3 protein-coding genes are annotated in these 19,289 nt (G+C 74.9%); all 3 read left to right on the top strand.

Annotation, left to right across the window (positions count from 1 at the left end):
• Positions 1-2,634: type I polyketide synthase (locus ACFVFS_RS37890; protein WP_380629554.1), on the top strand; the 2,634-nt coding region annotated here is incomplete at its 5' end.
• A gap of 53 nt (positions 2,635-2,687) precedes the next feature.
• A complete protein-coding gene (locus ACFVFS_RS37895; RefSeq protein WP_380629556.1) occupies positions 2,688-12,857 on the top strand; it encodes a type I polyketide synthase in 10,170 nt (3,389 codons plus the stop codon).
• A 28-nt stretch (positions 12,858-12,885) separates the two neighbouring features.
• A partial coding sequence (locus tag ACFVFS_RS37900) for an SDR family NAD(P)-dependent oxidoreductase (protein WP_380629555.1) occupies positions 12,886-19,289 on the top strand: 6,404 nt, incomplete at its 3' end.

Below are 19,289 nucleotides of genomic sequence, written 5' to 3' on the forward strand. Positions count from 1 at the left end.
CAGGTCGAACGCATCCGCGAAGAACTGCTGGAGACACTGGCGCCGATCGCACCGCGCTCCACGACCGTGCCGTTCTACTCCACCGTCACCGGCGCACCCATCGACACCGCCACCCTCAACGCCGAGTACTGGTACACCAACCTCCGCCAGACCGTCCAACTCGACACCGCGACAAAAGCCCTCGCCCGCGACGGATACGGCGTCTTCATCGAGGCCAGCCCCCACCCCGTCCTCACCATGGCCCTCCAGGAAACCCTCGACGCAGCCAACGCGGACAGCGTCGTCACAGGAACCCTGCGCCGCAACGAAGGCGGCCCCACCCGCTTCCTCGCCTCCGCCGCCCACCTCTTCACCCACGGCACCACCATCGACTGGCAGACAACCCTCACCCCCGACACCCACCACCGCACCGACCTGCCCACCTACGCCTTCGACCGCCGCAGCTACTGGCTCGAACCCGCAACCGCCAGCACCGCCACCACCACCGGCGCCGACCCCGTCGAAAGCGCCTTCTGGGACGCCGTGGAGCGCGAGGACCTCGACTCCCTCCTCACCACCCTCGACCTCGACGCACCCGACACCCTCCTCCCCCTCCTCCCCTCCCTCGCCTCCTGGCGACGCCGCAGCCGCGAACAGGCCGTCACCGACTCCTGGCGCTACCGCATCACCTGGAAGCCCCTGGCCGATCCCCGGACCACCGTGCCGTCCGGCACCTGGCCGGTCGTGGTCCCCGCCGGCGCCCCCGAGGCGCAGCAGGTGATCGAGGCACTGCGCGACCAGGGCATGACCGTGGTGCCCCTGGAGGTGAAGCCGGCGGACGCCGACCGCGAGGCGCTCGCCTCGCAGCTGCGGGAGGCGCTGGACGGCACGGCCCCCGCCGGGGTGCTCTCCCTGCTGGCCCTGACCGACGGCCCGCACCCGGGCTGCCCGGACCTGCCGGTCGGACTCGGCCTCACCCTGACGCTGATCCAGGCGCTCGGCGACGCGGGCGTCGACGCCCCGCTCTGGCTCGCCACCCGCGGCGCCGTCACCACCGCCCCCGCCGGAACCGCAGGCAGCGATCTGCCGGTCGACCCCGTGCAGGCCGCCGTGTGGGGCCTGGGCCGGGTCGCCGCGCTGGAGCACCCGCAGCGCTGGGGCGGCATGATCGATCTCCCCGAGAGTCTGGACGGCCGCGCAGCCGCGCTGCTGTGCGCGGCCCTGGCCGGCCCCGAGGACGAGGACCAGCTCGCCGTGCGCGGCACCCGGCTCCTCGTCCGCAGGCTGGTCCGGTCGTCGCTGGCCGCGGCCGACCCCGTCCCGGCCTGGAAGCCCCGCGGCACCGTCCTGATCACCGGCGGCACCGGCGGCATCGGCAGCCAGACGGCGCGCTGGCTGGCCCGCAACGGCGCCGAACACCTCGTCCTCACCAGCCGCAGCGGAGCGGCCGCCCCCGGCGCGCAGCAGCTGGAGGCCGAACTCACCGACCTCGGCGCCCGCGTCACCCTCGCCGCCTGCGACGTGACCGACCTCGACGCCCTGACCGCGCTGGTCCGGCAGCTGGAGGCCGACGGTTCGACGATCCGCACCGTGATGCACATCGCGGGCGCGGGCGTGCTCGTGCCGCTCGCGGACACCGACCTCCTGGAGTTCTCCGACACCGCCCACGCGAAGATCGTCGGCGCGGCCAACCTGGACGCCGTGTTCGACGGCTCCGAACTGGACGCCTTCGTGCTCTTCTCCTCCATCTCCGCGGTCTGGGGAAGCGGGGAGCACGGCGCGTACGCGGCGGCCAACGCGTACCTCGACGGCCTCGCCGAGCGGCGCCGGGCCCGGGGGCTCGCCGCCACCTCGGTGGTCTGGGGCATCTGGAGCCCGGAGGACGGCGGCGGCATGGCCGCCAACCTCGCCGAGGAGCAGCTGCGCGGCCGCGGCATCCCGTTCATGTCGCCGAGGCTGGCCATCGACGCCTTCCAGCAGGTCATGGACCGCGACGACAGCGTGGTGGTCGTCGCGGACGTCGACTGGGAGCGCTTCGTGCCGGTGTTCACCTCCGCACGGCCCAGCCCGCTGCTCGGCGGGGTGCCGGAGGTGGCGAGGATCCTGGCCACCGAAGCCGCACCGGCCGAGACCGGGGGCGACGACTCGTCGATGCGCCTGCGGCTGGCCGGGCTGACCGCCGAGGACCGCCGGCGGGCCCTCTCCGAGCTGGTGTGCACCCAGATCGCCGCGGTGCTCGGCTACCCCGGCCCGGCGGCCGTCGACGAGTCGCGGGCCTTCCGCGAGCTCGGGTTCGACTCCCTGAGCGCCGTCGACCTGCGCAACCGGCTGACCGCCGCGACCGGGCTGCGCCTTCCCGTCACGGTGGTGTTCGACTACCCGAGGGCCCGGGCGCTGGCCGAGCACCTCGGCACCGCGCTCTTCCCCGACCAGGGCCGCACGGCCCCGGCCGACCCCGCCGAGGCGGAGGTCAGGGAGCTGCTGGACTCGATCCCGCTGCTGCGGCTCCAGGAGTCCGGACTGCTCGACGAGCTGCGCAGGCTGGCCCAGTCGCCCGACACCGATTCCGCCGCGGTGCTCGGCGACGACGACTCCGCCGGTGCCATCGACGATCTGGACGTCGACGGCCTGATCCGCATGGCGTACGACAAATGACCTCTGAGAAGACGCAAAGAGCGGAGCAGATGATGACGAGCGCCGATGCCAAGATCGTCGGAGCGCTGCGCGAGTCTCTGAAGGAGACCGAGCGGCTGCGGCGGGCCAACCAGCAGCTCACGGCGGCCTCGCGGGAGCCGATCGGCATCGTCGCCATGAGCTGCCGCTACCCCGGGGTCGCCTCCCCGGAGGAGCTGTGGAACCTGGTCGCGGAGGAGAAGGACGCCATCTCCGGGCTCCCCGTCAACCGCGGCTGGGACCTGGACGGCCTCTACGACCCGGACCCGGACGAGCACGGCAAGGTCTACACGACCGAGGGCGGCTTCCTGCACGACGCCGACCGTTTCGACCCGGCGTTCTTCGGCATCTCGCCGCGCGAGGCGAGCGCCATGGACCCGCAGCAGCGGCTGCTGCTGGAGACCTCCTGGGAGGCCTTCGAGCGGGCCGGCATCGATCCCTCGGCCCTGCACGGCAACAAGGTCGGCCTCTTCGTCGGGGCGGCGTACCAGGGTTGGGGCATCGACTACCAGAACGTGCCCGACGGCGTGCAGGGCCACCTGGTCACCGGCATGTCGACCAGCGTCATCTCCGGCCGCGTCTCGTACACCCTCGGCCTGGAGGGCCCCGCCGTCACGGTCGACACCGCCTGCTCGTCCTCGCTGGTGGCCCTGCACCTCGCCGTCCAGTCGCTGCGGCAGGGCGACTGCGCGATGGCCATGGTCGGCGGCGCCGCGATCATGGCCGACCCGCTCGGCCTGGTCGGCTTCAGCCGCCAGCGCGGCCTGGCCCTGGACGGTCGCTGCAAGGCGTTCAGCGAGGACGCCGACGGCATGGGCCTCGGCGAAGGCGTCGGCGTGGTGCTGCTGGAGCGGCTGTCCGACGCCCGGCGCAACGGTCACCCGGTGCTCGCCGTGATCCGGGGCAGCGCGATCAACCAGGACGGCGCGAGCAACGGCCTCAGCGCCCCGAACGGCCCGGCGCAGCAGCGGGTGATCCGGGCCGCGCTGGCCAATGCCCGGCTGAAGCCCGAGCAGGTCGACCTGGTCGAGGCGCACGGTACCGGGACGACGCTGGGCGACCCGATCGAGGCCGGCGCCCTGCTCGCGACGTACGGCCAGGGCCGGCCCGCCGAGCGGCCGCTCTGGCTGGGCTCGGTCAAGTCCAACCTCGGGCACGCCCAGGCGGCGTCCGGGGTGGCCGGGGTCATCAAGATGGTGATGGCGCTGCGGCACGGGGTGCTGCCGCGCACGCTGCACGTCGCCGAGCCGTCGCGGAAGGTGGACTGGGAGTCCGGCGCGGTGCGGCTGCTGACGGAGGCCCGGCCGTGGCCGCAGGGCGAGGAGCCCCGCCGGGCCGGTGTGTCGTCCTTCGGCGTGAGCGGCACCAACGCCCACATCGTTCTGGAGCAGGCGCCGCCGGAGGAGCCGGCCGCCGTCGAGAACCACACGTCCGTGATGAGTGCGGGTGTGGTGCCGTTGGTGGTGTCGGCGCGCAGTGCCGCGTCCCTGCGCGGCCAGGCCGAACGCCTCGGCGCCCTCCTCGCCGACGGCGGAACCGAGTTGGGCGAGGTCGGCTACTCCCTGATCGCCTCACGCGCCGTGTTCGAGCACCGCGCCGTGATCCTCGCGACCGACACCGCCGACGCCACCGCCGGCCTCGCCGCACTGGCCGCCGACACCCCCGCCGACAACGTGACCACCGCCGTCGCGGGCCCCGTCGGCCGGCGGGTGTTCGTCTTCCCCGGCCAGGGCTCCCAATGGGCCGGCATGGCCGTCGAACTCCTCGACACCTCACCCGTCTTCGCCCAACGCCTCACCGAATGCGAACAGGCCCTCGCCCCGTTCGTCGACTGGTCCCTCCAAGACGTCCTGCGCGAAGCCCCCGGCGCCCCGACCTTCGACCGCGTCGACGTCGTCCAGCCCGCCCTCTTCGCCGTCATGGTCTCCCTCTCCGCCCTCTGGGCCTCCCTCGGCGTCATCCCGGACGCCGTCGTCGGCCACTCCCAGGGCGAGATCGCCGCCGCCTGCGTCGCCGGAGCCCTGTCACTGGACGACGCCGCCCGCGTCGTCACCCTGCGCAGCCAGGCCATCCGCGCCCTCTCCGGCACCGGCGGCATGATGTCCGTCTCCCTGCCCCAGGACGCACTCCTCCCCCGAATGGCGCCGTGGGGCGAACGCATCTCCCTCGCCGCCGTCAACGGACCCACCTCCATGGTCGTCGCCGGCGAACCCGAAGCCCTCCGCGAACTCCAGACCTCCTGCGAAACCGACGGCATCCGCGCCAAGCTCATCCCCGTCGACTACGCCTCCCACTCCGTCCAGGTCGAACGCATCCGCGAAGAACTGCTGGAGACACTGGCGCCGATCGCACCGCGCTCCACGACCGTGCCGTTCTACTCCACCGTCACCGGCGCGCCCATCGACACCGCCACCCTCAACGCCGAGTACTGGTACACCAACCTCCGCCAGACCGTCCAACTCGACACCGCGACAAAAGCCCTCGCCCGCGACGGATACGGCGTCTTCATCGAGGCCAGCCCCCACCCCGTCCTCACCATGGCCCTCCAGGAAACCCTCGACGCAGCCAACGCGGACAGCGTCGTCACCGGCACCCTGCGCCGCAACGAAGGCGGCCCCACCCGCTTCCTCACCTCCGCCGCCCACCTCTTCACCCACGGCACCACCATCGACTGGCAGACAACCCTCAACCCCGACACCCACCACCGCACCGACCTGCCCACCTACGCCTTCGACCGCCGCAGCTACTGGCTCGAAGACCGAGGCACCACCCCGGCAGCCACCGTCCTCGGGGCCGACCCTGCGGAGAGCGCGTTCTGGGACGCCGTCGAACGCGAGGACCTCGACTCCCTCCTCACCACCCTCGACCTCGACGCACCCGACACCCTCCTCCCCCTCCTCCCCTCCCTCGCCTCCTGGCGCCGCCGCAGCCGCGAACAGGCCGTCACCGACTCCTGGCGCTACCGCATCACCTGGAAGCCCCTGGCGGAGCCGACACCCGGCGCTCCCTCGGGAACCTGGCTGCTGATGACCCCGGCCGACCGCTCCGGAACGGCCCCGGTGGCCGAGGCCCTCACCCGGCAGGGCATGACCTTGCTGCCCCTGGAGATCGGCGCGGACGACGCCGACCGCGAGGCGCTCGCCGCCCGCATCCGGGAGGCGCTGGACGGCACGGCCCCGGCCGGGGTGCTCTCCCTGCTGGCCCTGACCGACGGCCCGCACCCGACCCACCCCGAGCTGCCGGCCGGCTTCGCCCACTCGCTGACGCTGATCCAGGCACTCGGCGACGCGGGCGTCGACGCCCCGCTCTGGCTCGCCACCCGCGGCGCCGTCACCACCGGCAGGCCGGAGTCCGTCGCGGACCCGCTCCAGTCGATGGTCTGGGGCCTGGGTCGGATCGCCGCACTGGAGTACCCGCAGCGCTGGGGCGGCATGATCGACCTCCCCGCGGCCCTCGACCCCGTCACCGCGGCACGCCTGGCCACGGCGCTGGCGGGCCGGCACGGCGCGGAGGCCGAGATCGCCGTCCGCACCTCCGCGGCCTTCGGCCGGCGGCTCGTCCGCGCCACGCCGGGAAGCGCGGAGCGCGGGACCTGGCAGCCCCAGGGCACCGCGCTGATCACCGGCGGCACCGGCGGCCTCGGCCGCCACGTCGCCCGCTGGCTGGCCGGCAACGGCGCCGAGCACCTCGTCCTCGTCAGCCGCAGCGGAGCGGCCGCCCCCGGCGCGCAGCAGCTGGAGGCCGAACTCACCGACCTCGGCGCCCGCGTCACCCTCGCCGCCTGCGACACCGCCGACCGCGACGCCCTGGCCGAACTGCTCGGCCTCCTCGACGCCGAGGGCTCCCCGGTGCGGTCGGTCTTCCACACCGCCGGCGTCCTGGACGACGGGGTCATCGACACCCTCACCGCGGAGCGGGCCCGCACCGTGCTGCGGCCCAAGGTGGACGCCGCGCTGAACCTGCACGAGCTGACCGCGAACCGGGACCTGACCGCCTTCGTCCTGTTCTCCTCCTTCGCGGGCACGCTGGGCGGCCCCGGCCAGGGCAGCTACGCGGCGGCCAACGCCTTCCTGGACGCGCTGGCCCAGCAGCGCGGCGCCGCCGGTCTGGCCGCGACCTCCGTCGCCTGGGGCCCCTGGGCCGGCGGCGGTCTGGTCGACGACGCCACCGAGGCCCGGCTGCGCAAGGGCGGCATGCCGGCGATGGAGCCGGCGTCGGCGATCGCCGCACTCCAGCAGGCCCTGGATCTGGGCGACCCGTTCGTGGCCGTGGCCGACATCGACTGGGAGCGGCTGACGGCGTCCTCGCCCGCCGGTCCCACCGCGCCCGCGCTCGCCGAACTGCCCGAGGTCCGCGGTGTGCCCGGCGCCGCCGGGTCCGGCGCTGCGGCCGGCGGGAGCGGCGGTGACTCCCCGCTGGCGCAGCAGCTGGCGGGTCTGTCCGACGGGGATGCGGTCCAGGCCCTGGTGGAGCTGGTCAGCGCCCAGGTGGCCGCCGTGCTCGGCTACACCGGTCCCGAGTCCGTCGAGGAGGGCCGGGCCTTCCGCGAGCTGGGCTTCGACTCGCTCACCGCCGTCGACCTGCGCAACCGGCTGTCGGCCGCGACGGGCATGCGGCTGCCGGTCACCCTGGTCTTCGACTACCCGTCGGTCACCGCGCTGGCCCGGCACCTGCACGCCGAGCTGGTCGACACCCGGCCGGCCGCCCCCGCGCCGACGGCCGGGACCGCGGCCGTGGCCGACGACCCGATCGCGATCGTCGCGATGAGCTGCCGGCTCCCCGGCGGTGTGACCACCCCCGAGGAGCTGTGGGAGCTGGTCGACCAGGGCCGCGACGCGGTCGCCGGTTTCCCCACCGGCCGGGGCTGGGACATCGAGGGCCGCTACGACCCGGACCCCGACAAGCCCGGCACCTTCTACGCGCGCGGCGGCGGATTCCTGTACGACGCCGACCACTTCGACCCGACGTTCTTCGGTATCTCCCCGCGCGAGGCGCTGGCGATCGACCCGCAGCAGCGACTGCTGCTGGAGACCACCTGGGAGGCCTTCGAGCGGGCCGGCATCGCGCCCGAGTCGATGAAGGGCACCGAGGCGGGCGTGTTCATCGGCGCCAGCTACAACGACTACGGGTCCCGCTTCCAGCAGGCGCCCGAGGAGTTCGAGGGCTACCTCGCGACGGGCAGCGCCAGCAGCGTCGCCTCCGGGCGGGTCTCCTACACCTTCGGCCTCCAGGGCCCCTCGCTGACCGTCGACACGGCCTGCTCCTCCTCGCTGCTCGCCCTGCACCTGGCCGCGCAGTCGCTGCGCCGGGGCGAGTGCTCGATGGCGCTGGCCGGCGGTGTGGTCGTGATGTCCACCATGGACAGCTTCATCGAGTTCAGCCGCCAGCGGGCGATGTCCCCCGACGGCCGCTGCCGGGCGTTCTCCGCCCAGGCGGACGGCGCCGGATGGTCCGAGGGCGTCGGCATGATCCTGCTGGAGCGGCTGTCCGACGCTCAGCGCAACGGGCACCCGGTGCTCGCGGTGCTCCGGGGCTCCGCCGTCAACCAGGACGGCGCCAGCAACGGCCTCACCGCCCCGAACGGCCCCGCGCAGCAGCGCGTCATCCAGACGGCACTCGCCTCCGCCGGACTCTCGCCTGCGGACGTGGACGCGGTCGAGGCGCACGGCACCGGCACCCCGCTCGGCGACCCGATCGAGGCCGGCGCCCTGCTCGCCACCTACGGCCAGGGACGGCCCGCCGACCGGCCGCTGTGGCTCGGGGCGCTCAAGTCCAACATCGGCCACACCCAGGCCGCCTCCGGCGTGGCCGGTGTGATCAAGACCGTGATGGCGATCCGGCAGGGTGTGCTGCCGCGCACGCTGCACGCCGACGAGCGGTCGGAGAAGATCGACTGGTCGGCGGGGGCGGTCGAGCTGCTGACGGAGGCGCGGCCGTGGCCGCAGACCGGTGCTCCGCGCCGGGCCGGTGTGTCGGCGTTCGGCGTCAGCGGCACCAACGTCCACCTGATCCTGGAGCAGGCGCCCGACGAGGCCGACGCGCCTACCGCGGCCCCCGGCGGTGGTGCCGTGGTGCCGTGGGTGCTGTCCGGCAAGTCGGCGGAGGCGCTGCGGGCCCAGGCCTGGCGGCTGCGCGAGCACGTGACGGCCTCGCCCGAGCTGTCCCCCGCCGACGTGGGCTACTCGCTGGCGACCGGCCGGACGGCGTTCGAGCACCGCGCCGTGGTGGTCGGGCGTGACGTCGAGGAGCTGCTGAGCGGCCTGGCGGCCCTGGCCGACGGCCCCGGCGACGGGACGCGAACCGTGTCCGGCCGGACGGCGTTCCTGTTCACCGGCCAGGGCGCACAACGGCTCGGCATGGGCCAGGAGTTGTACGAGGCGTTCCCGGTGTTCGCCGCCGCCTTCGACGAGGTCTGCGCCGCCGTCGACGAACACCTCGACCGTCCGCTGCGCGAGGTCCTCACCTCCGACGCCACCGCGCTGGAGGGCACCGGCTACGCACAGGCCGCGCTCTTCGCGATCGAGGTCGCACTGTTCCGACTCGTCGAATCCTGGGGCATACGCGCCGACTACCTCGTCGGCCACTCCGTCGGCGAACTCGCCGCCGCCCATGTCGCCGGTGTCTGGTCACTCCCCGACGCATGCGCCCTCGTGGCCGCCCGCGGACGCCTGATGCAGGCCCTGCCCGCCGACGGCGCCATGGTCTCCGTCATCGCCACCGAAGAAGACCTCCTCCCCCACCTGATCGGCCACGAGGACCGTGTCTCCATCGCCGCCCTCAACGGCCCCACCGCCACCGTCCTCTCCGGCCACGAGGACACCGTCCAGGCCATCGTCGAAGCCGGCGGCTGGAAATCCACCCGCCTGCGCGTCAGCCACGCCTTCCACTCGCCTCTGATGGAACCGATGCTGGAGGACTTCCGCCAGATCGCCCAGGGCCTGGAATACCACGAGCCCACAATTGCCCTGGTCTCCAACGTCACCGGCGACGTGGCCTCGCCCGAACTCGTCTGCTCACCCGACTACTGGGTCCGCCACGTCCGTGGATCGGTCCGCTTCCACGACGGCATGACCGCCCTCGCCGCACACGGCGTCACCCGGTTCGTCGAGATCGGCCCCAGCGCCGTCCTCACCGCCATGGCCCACTCCTGCGTCCAGGACGGCGAGTTCATCCCCCTCCTCCGCAAGAACCGCCCCGAGGACGAAACCGCAATCGCCGCGCTCGGCCGCCTGCACGCAACCGGCCTGACCGTCGACTGGGACACGATCTTCACCGGAGCCCACCGCGTCGACCTCCCCACCTACGCCTTCCAACGCGACCGCTACTGGCTCGACGCCCCCCACCCCACCACCGACCTCACCCACGCCGGCCTCCACACCACCGGACACCCCCTCCTCGGCGCAGCCCTCCCCCTCGCCGACACCGACCGCCTCATCCTCACCGGCCGCCTCTCCACCCAGACCCACCCCTGGCTCGCCGACCACGCCGTCTCCGGCACCACCCTCTTCCCCGGCACCGCCTTCCTCGAACTCGCCCTCCAAACCGCCCACCGCGTCAACTACGACCACATCCACGAACTCACCCTCGAAGCACCCCTCATCCTCCCCGAACACGGCGGCATCACCCTCCAGATCACCACCGAAGCACCCGACACCAACAACACCCGCACCATCACCATCCACTCCCGCCCCGAACACACCCACCCCGACCACCCCTGGACCCGCCACGCCAGCGGCGTCGTCGGAGTGGGCGCGCAGGAGGGTTCGTACGACCTCCAGGGCGTCTGGCCGCCGGAGGGTGCCACGCCGATCGAGGTCGGCGACCTCTACGAGCGCTTCGCCGAGGGCGGCTTCGGCTACGGCCCCGCCTTCCAGGGCATCAGGGCGGCCTGGCTGGTCGGCGACACCGTCCACGCCGAGGTGCGGCTGCCCGACGAGCAGCAGTCCACGGCCGGTGCCTACGGCCTGCACCCGGCCCTGCTCGACGCCGCCCTGCACAGCATCGCCCTGAGCCCGGCACTCCAACTCGGCGGCGGGAAGCTGCCGTTCTCCTGGGCGGGTGTCACCCTGCACGGTTCGGGCGCCGGGGAGGTGCGGGTGCGGCTGACGCCGGTCGGCCCCGACACGGTGTCGCTGACCCTGTCGGACCCGATCGGCCGGCCGGTGGCGACGGTCGACTCGCTCGCCTTGCGGGCGCGGCCCGAGCGGCTGGGCGCTCCCGCCGCGGGCGACTCCCTGTACGTCCTCGACTGGCCCGAGCTCGGAGCGAGCACCGACGCCCAGCCGTCCACCACCACGGGCTGGGCCCTGGTCGGTGGCGACGACTTCGGTGTGGCGGCGGCGCAGGGGCTGCCGGCCTACCCGGACCTGGACGCCCTGGCCGCCGCCACGGACCCGGCGGCCGCGCCCGAGTTCGTCCTCGTGTCCTGCGCGCCGCGGCCCGCCGACGCCGAGGGGCTCGCCGCCTCGGTGCGGGCGGCCCTCGACCGGGCGCTGGAACTGGTCCAGGGGTGGCTCGCGGACGAGCGGTTCGCCGCGTCGCGGATGGTCTTCCTCACCCGCGGCGCCGTTGCCGCCACGCCCGCCGAGCAGGTGACCGACCTGTCGCACGCGGCGGTCTGGGGACTGGTCCGCTCCGCGCAGTCGGAGAACCCGGACCGGTTCGTCCTGATCGACACCGATGCCGACACCGACGCCGCGAACACCGACGCCACAGACCTCGGCGCCGCGGACCTCGGCGCACGCCTGCGCGAACTCGTCACCGAAGAGCCCCAGTTGGCCCTGCGCAACGGCTCCGTCCGGGCCGCCAGGCTGGCCCGCGTCCCCGCGCCGTCCGCGTCCGGCCCCGCCGAGCAGCCGGCCCCCGACTGGGGCACCGGCACGGTGCTGGTCACCGGCGCCACCGGCGTCATCGGCGGCGTGATGGCACGACACCTGGTCGCCGAGTGCGGCGTGCGCCACCTGCTGCTGACCAGCCGCCGCGGCGGCGATGCCGACGGCGCGAAGGAGCTGTGCGCCGAGCTGACGGCGCTCGGCGCCGACGTCACCCTCGCCGCCTGCGACGTCGCGGACCGCGCGGACCTGGCCCGGCTGCTGGCCGGCGTCAACGGCGCGCACCCGCTCACCGCGGTCGTGCACACCGCCGGCGTGCTGGACGACGGCGTCGTGAGCGGGCTCACCCCCGAGCGGGTCGACCGGGTGCTGCGCCCCAAGGTGGACGCGGCGGTCAACCTGCACGAGCTGACCCGCGACCTCGGGCTCTCCGCCCTGGTGCTGTTCTCCTCCATCGCCGGCACCTTCGGCGGCATGGGCCAGGGCAACTACGCGGCGGCGAACGCGTTCCTCGACGCCTACGCCACCCACTGCCGCGCCCAGGGCTTCCCCGTGCAGTCGCTGGCGTGGGGCCTGTGGGAGCAGCGCAGCGAGATGACCGGGAAGCTGGCCGACGCGGACCTCTCGCGGCTGGCCCGCGGCGGCATCGTCGCGTTCTCCTCCGCCGAGGGCGCCGCGCTGTTCGACGCGGCGCGGGCGCTGGACGCGCCGGTGCTGCTGCCGATGCGGCTGGACGTCGCGGCGCAGGCCGGCGGTCCCGGCCCGGTGCCGCCGCTGCTGCGCAGCCTGGTCCGCACCCCCGTCCGGCCGGCGGCCCGCCGCGGCTCGGGCGGCGGCACGGCCGGCGAGGACGCCGACGGGCTGATGGGCCGGCTCGCGGGGATGTCCGAGGCGCAGCGCGGCCGGGTGCTGCTGGACCTGGTGCGCAGCCAGGCGGCGGCCGTCCTCGGGTTCAAGGACCCGAACGCGATCGACGTCGACCGCGGGCTGCTGGAGATCGGCTTCGACTCGCTCACCGCCGTCGAACTGCGCAACCAGCTGGGCCGGGTGACCGGGCTGCGGCTGGCCGCCACCCTGCTGTTCGACTACCCGACGACGAGCGCGATCGCGGCGCACCTGGCGGAGTCGGTCACTCCGGCCGAGCCGTCGGCCGCCCCGCTGGTCTTCCCCGAACTCGACCGGCTGGAGCAGGACCTGCCGCGGGTGGCCGCGGACGAGGCCTCCCGGACCAGGCTCGCGTCCCGCCTGCAGGACCTCCTGTCGAAGCTGGGCCACGCCCAGGACCCGGTGGACGACCTCGCGGAGGCCGGACTCGATTCGGCGTCCGACGACGAGATCTTCGACTTCATCGAAAACGAACTCGGACTTTCCTGAAGAAAGCGGCGGTTGAACGGTGAGCACCGTGAGCGAAGAGAAGCTTCGCGACTTCCTCAAGCGCGTGACGACGGACCTGCACCGCACGCGCCAGCGTCTGCAGAAGATCGAGGAGCGGGACCAGGAGCCCATCGCGATCGTCGGCATGAGCTGCCGCTACGCCGGGGGCGTGCGCACCCCGGAGGACATGTGGCGGCTGGTGGCCGAGGGGCGTGACGCGGTCGGTCCGCTGCCCGGGGACCGGGCCTGGGACGTCGAGGCGATGTACGACCCCGACCCGGACGCCCAGGGCAAGAGCTACGTGGAGGAGGGGGCGTTCCTCGCCGACGCGTACGACTTCGACCCCGCCTTCTTCGGCATCTCCCCGCGCGAGGCGCTGGCCATGGACCCCCAGCAGCGGCTGCTGCTGGAGACCGCCTGGGAGACCTTCGAGCGGGCGGGCATCGACCCGACGACGCTCAAGGGCAGCCGGACCGGTGTGTACGCGGGCGTGATGTACCAGGACTACGGCTCCCGGCTGACCACGGTGCCCGAGGACGTCGAGGGCTACCTCGGCGCCGGCGGGTCGGGCAGCGTCGCCTCGGGCCGGATCTCCTACACCTTCGGCCTGGAGGGGCCCGCCGTCTCGGTGGACACGGCGTGCTCGTCCTCGCTGGTGGCGCTGCACCTGGCCGCGCAGGCGCTGCGCCGCGGCGACTGCTCGCTGGCCCTGGTCGGCGGCTCGATGGTGATGTCGACCCCGGTCGCGTTCATCGAGTACGCCCGGCAGCGGGCGCTGTCCTCCGACGGCCGCTGCAAGGCGTTCTCGGCGCAGGCGGACGGCACCGGCTGGGGCGAGGGCGTCGGCATGCTCCTCGTGGAGCGGCTGTCCGACGCCCGGCGCAACGGGCACCCGGTGCTCGCGGTGGTCCGCGGCTCGGCCGTCAACCAGGACGGCGCCAGCAGCGGGCTGACGGCGCCGAACGGGCCCTCGCAGCAGCGGGTGATCCGCGCCGCGCTGGCCGACGCCCGGCTGTCCGCCGCCGAGGTGGACGCGGTGGAGGCGCACGGCACCGGCACCCGGCTCGGCGACCCGATCGAGGCGGGCGCGCTGCTGGCCACGTACGGCGTGGAGCGCCCCGAGGGCCGGCCGCTCTGGCTGGGCTCGCTGAAGTCCAACATCGCGCACACCCAGGCCGCGGCCGGGGTCGGCGGGGTCATCAAGATGGTGCTGGCGCTCCAGCACGGGATCCTGCCGAAGACCCTGCACGCCGAGGACCGCAGCCCGATGGTCGACTGGGAGTCCGGCGGCGTCGAGCTGCTGACGGAGTCCCGGGAGTGGCCGAGCACCGGTGCCCCGCGCCGGGCCGCCGTCTCGGGCTTCGGCTTCAGCGGCACCAACGCCCATGTGATCCTGGAGCAGGCACCGGAGCCGTCGGCGGACGAGGACGGCGCCGCCGACCCGGCCCCGGCCGAGGCCCCCTCGGTGCTGCCCTTCCTGGTCTCCGGCAGGACGGCGGAGGCGCTGCGCGCCCAGGCCGGGCGGCTGCTCGACCACGTGACCGCCCGCCCCGACCTGGCCGCCGCCGACCTGGGCTACTCGCTGGCCCTGGAGCGCGCCTCGCTGGAGCACCGCGCCGCGATCACCGCCCCGGACCGGGACGGGTTCCTGACCGCCCTGCGGGCGCTCGCGGCCGGCGAGCCGGCGGCCCAGCTCGTCCAGGGCCTGGCGGACGGCCGCCGCAAGACGGTGTTCGTCTTCCCGGGCCAGGGCTCGCAGTGGGCCGGCATGGCCCGGCCGCTGCTGGCCGCCTCGCCGGTCTTCGCCGAGCAGCTGCGCACATGTGACGCGGCGCTGTCCCCGTACCTGGACTGGTCGGTGGTCGACGTCCTCGGCGGCGCGGAGGGTGCGCCGTCGGCCGACCGGGTCGACGTCCTCCAGCCGGTGCTGTTCTCGGTGATGGTCGCGCTGGCCGCGCTGTGGCGCTCGCACGGCGTCGAGCCCGCCGCGGTCGTCGGCCACTCCCAGGGCGAGGTGGCCGCCGCGTACGTGGCGGGCGCCCTGTCCCTGGAGGACGCCGCCCGGGTGGTGGCGCTGCGCAGCAGGGCGATGCTGACGATCGACGGCAAGGGCGGCATGCTCTCGGTGCTGGCCTCCGCCGAGCGGATCGCGCCCCGGCTGGAGCCCCTGGCCGGCCGGCTCTCCCTCGCGGCGGCCAACGGCCCCGCCTCCGTGACGGTCGCCGGCGACCCCGACGCGCTGGACGAGCTGCTGGCCGGGCTCACCGAGGACGGCGTCAAGGCCCGCCGGATCCCCGGGGTGCGGATGGCGAGCCACTCGCCTCAGGTGGACGTGCTGCGCGAGCGGCTGCTCGCCGACCTTGCGCCCGTCGAGCCGCGCGCCGCGCAGATCCCCTTCTACTCCTCGGTGACCGGCGCCCTCCAGGACACCGGCGGGCTCGACGCCGACTACTGGTACCGGAACATGCGCCGGCCGGTGGAGTTCGAGCGCGCGGTCCGCGCGCTGCTCGCCGACGGCCACACCGCCTTCATCGAGGCCAGCCCCCACACCGTCCTCGCGATGGCGATGCAGGAGACCTTCGAGGACGCCGGCTCGGGCGCCGTCGCCGTGGGCACGCTGCGGCGCGACGAGGGCGGCTACGACCGCTTCCTCACCTCGCTCGGCGAACTGCACGTCGCCGGCGGCTCGGTGGACTGGTCGGCGGTGTTCGCCGGCACCGGGGCGCGCGGCGTCCCGCTGCCCACCTACGCGTTCCAGCGGCAGCGCTACTGGCTGGAGTCCCCGGTGGCCGCCGGGGACGTCGCGTCGGCCGGCCTCGGCGCCGCCGACCACCCGCTGCTCGGTGCCGCCGTGCACCTGGCGGACTCCGACCGGCTGCTGCTGACCGGCCGGCTGTCCCTGGAGACCTCCCCCTGGCTCGCCGACCACGCCCTCACCGGCAGCGTCCTGCTGCCCGGCACGGCGTTCCTGGAGCTCGCGGTGCAGGCCGCCGACCGGGTCGGCTGCGGGCAGGTCGAGGAGCTGACCCTCCAGGCTCCGCTGCTGCTGCCCGCGACCGGCGGCGTGGCCGTGCAGGTCACCGTCAGCGAGCCGGACCCCGCCGGACGCCGCACGGTGGGCGTCTACTCGCGCGCGGAGCACGCGGCGGAGGACGCCTGGATCGCCCACGCCTCCGGCACGGTCGTGCCCGCCGGCGCCGCCGCCTCCTTCGACCTCTCCGCGTGGCCGCCCGCCGGCGCCGAGCCCCTGGCCGTCCAGGACCTCTACGAGAAGTACGCCGAGAACGGGTTCGGCTACGGCCCCGCCTTCCGCGGCCTGCGCGCCGCCTGGCGGCTCGGTGACGACGTCTTCGCCGAGGTCCGCCTGCCGGAGGACCACCGGGAGGGCGCCCGCGCCTTCGGGCTCCACCCCGCGCTGCTCGACGCGGCGCTGCACGGCATCGCGCTCGGGCCGCTGTTCGCGTCCGAGGAGGCCGGCGGCAACGGGCGGCTGCCGTTCTCGTGGACGGGCGTCACTCTGCACGCCTCCGGCGCCGGCGAGGTACGGGTGCGGCTGTCCCCCGCCGGCCCCGACGCCGTCGCCCTCCGGGTCGCCGACACCGCCGGCCGGCCGGTCGCGTCGGTCGACGCGCTGCTGCTGCGCGAGATGCGCCCCGAACAGCTCTCCGGCACGGGGGCCGCGCTCACGGACGCCCTGTTCCGGGTCGACTGGACGCCGCTGACGCTCGCCGACCCCGGACCCGCCGCCCCCTGGGGCGTGTGGGGCGCGGACCGGCTGGGCCTCGGTGCCCTGCCGGGACTGGCGCCGCTGGACCCGGCCGCCCTCGACGCCGCCGACGGCCCGGTCCCGGAGGTCGTCCTCGTCCCGTGCGCCCCCGGACCGGACACCGACCCGGCCGGCGCGACCGACACGGCAGGGTCCGCCCGGGCCGCCGCCGAACGGGCCCTGGAGCTGGTGCAGACCTGGCTGCGCGAGGAGCGCCTCGCGGACTCCCGGCTGGTGTTCGTCACCCGCGGCGCCGCCGCGCTGCCGGGCGAGGACGTGACCGACCCGGCGCACGCCACGGTGTGGGGCCTGGTCCGCTCCGCCCAGACCGAGAACCCCGGCCGCTTCGTCCTGGTGGACGTCGACGGGCACCCGGACTCGGTACGGGCCCTGCGCGCCGCCCTGGCCGGCGGCGAGCCCCAACTGGCCGTCCGCGAGGGCGCCGTCCGGGCGGCCAGGCTGGCCCGGGTCGCCGTCCCCGACGCCGGGTCCGCCCTCGGCTGGGACGCCGACGGCACCGTGCTGATCAGCGGCACGGGCACCCTCGGCGGGCTGCTCGCCCGCCACCTGGTCACCCGGCACGGCATCCGCCACCTGCTGCTGACCAGCCGCCGCGGCCCCGACGCCGAGGGCGCGGAACAGCTTCGGTCCGACCTGGCCGCCGCCGGCGCCTCGGTGACGGTCGCCGCCTGCGACGCCGCCGACCGCGACGCCCTGGCCGCCCTGCTGGCCGGGATCGACCCGGCCCACCCGCTCACCGCGGTCGTGCACACCGCGGGTGTGCTGGACGACGGCGTGGTGAGCGGACTCACCGCCGATCAGCTACGCCGGGTGCTGCGCCCCAAGGTCGACGCGGCCGTCAACCTACACGAGCTGACCGCGGAGCTGGACCTGTCCGGCTTCGTGCTCTACTCCTCCGCGGCGGGCGTCCTCGGCGGCCCCGGCCAGGCCAACTACGCCGCCGCCAACGCGTTCCTCGACGCCCTGGCCCGCCGCCGCCGGGCCGCCGGTCTGGCCGGCCGGTCACTGGCCTGGGGCCTGTGGGCCGACCGCAGCGGCATGACCGGCCGCCTCGACGCCGAGGACGCCGCGCGCTCCGCCCGCTCGGGCGTGGCCCCGCTCACCGCCGACCAGGGCATGGCGCTGTTCGACGCCGCCGCGGCCCTGGACGAGCCGCTGCTGGTGCCGATGCGGCTGGACACCGCCGCCCTGCGGGCGAGCGCCGCCACCGGCTCCGTCCCGGCCATGCTCCAGGGCCTGGTCCGGACCCCGGCCCGCCGCGTGGTGGAGGCCGGGACGCCGGAGGACGGGACCGACTCGCTCGCGCAGCGCCTCGCGGGGCAAAGCCAGGGCGAGCAGCAGCGCTTCCTGCTGGAGCTGGTGCGCTCGCTGGTCGCGGCCGTGCTGGGGCACACCTCGGCCGACGCGATCACCGCGGACCGGGCCTTCCGCGAGCTCGGCTTCGACTCGCTGACCTCGGTGCAGCTGCGCAACCGGCTGAACACGGCCACCGGGCTGCGGCTGCCGACCACGCTGGTCTTCGACTACCCGAACCCCGCCGCGCTCGCCGAGTACCTGCGGACCGAGGCGCTGGGCGACCGGCTGCGCACGGCCGTCGCGACCGCCGGCCCGTCGGGCGCGGCACCGGCCGGCGACGGCTCCGAGGACGCGATCGCCATCGTCGGCATGAGCTGCCGCTTCCCGGGCGGGGTGCGCAGCCCCGAGGACCTGTGGCGGCTGGTGGCCCAGGGCACGGACGCGATGGCCGCGATGCCGGCGGACCGCGGCTGGGACGTCGAGGACCTGTACGACCCGACGGGCAGCCTGCCCGGCAAGTCCTACGCGAACGAGGGCGCGTTCCTCTACGACGCCTATGACTTCGACCCCGCCTTCTTCGGCATCTCGCCGCGTGAGGCGCTGGCGATGGACCCGGTGCAGCGGCTGCTGCTGGAGACCTCCTGGGAGGCCTTCGAGCGGGCCGGCATCGCGCCGGGCTCGCTGAAGGGCAGCCGGACCGGCGTGTTCGCGGGCCTGATGTACCAGGACTACAGCCTGCGGCTGCCGCAGGTGCCGGAGGACCTGGAGGCGTACATCGGCAGCGGCAGCTCCGGCAGCGTCGCCTCCGGCCGGATCTCCTACCTCTTCGGTCTGGAGGGTCCGGCGGTGACGGTCGACACCGCCTGCTCGTCCTCGCTGGTGGCGCTCCACCTGGCCGCGGAGTCACTGCGGCGGGGCGAGTGCTCGATGGCCCTGGCCGGCGGCGCCACCGTGATGTCCACCCCCAACCTCTTCATCGACTTCAGCCGCCAGGGCGGCCAGGCCCCCGACGGCCGCTGCAAGGCGTTCTCCGCGACCGCCGACGGCACCGGCTGGGGCGAGGGCGCCGGCATGCTGCTCCTGGAGCGGCTGTCCGACGCCCGGCGCAACGGCCACCGGGTGCTGGCGGTCGTCCGGGGCACCGCGATCAACCAGGACGGCGCGAGCAACGGCATGAGCGCCCCGAACGGCCCCTCGCAGCAGCGGGTCATCCGGGCCGCGCTGGCCTCGGCCGGCCTGGGCACGGCGGACGTGGACGCGGTGGAGGCGCACGGTACCGGGACGACGCTGGGCGACCCGATCGAGGCCGGCGCGCTGCTGGCCACCTACGGCCAGGGACGGCCGGAGGA

The sequence above is a fragment of the Kitasatospora sp. NPDC057692 genome (genome assembly GCF_042799475.1).
GTDB lineage: Bacteria > Actinomycetota > Actinomycetes > Streptomycetales > Streptomycetaceae > Kitasatospora.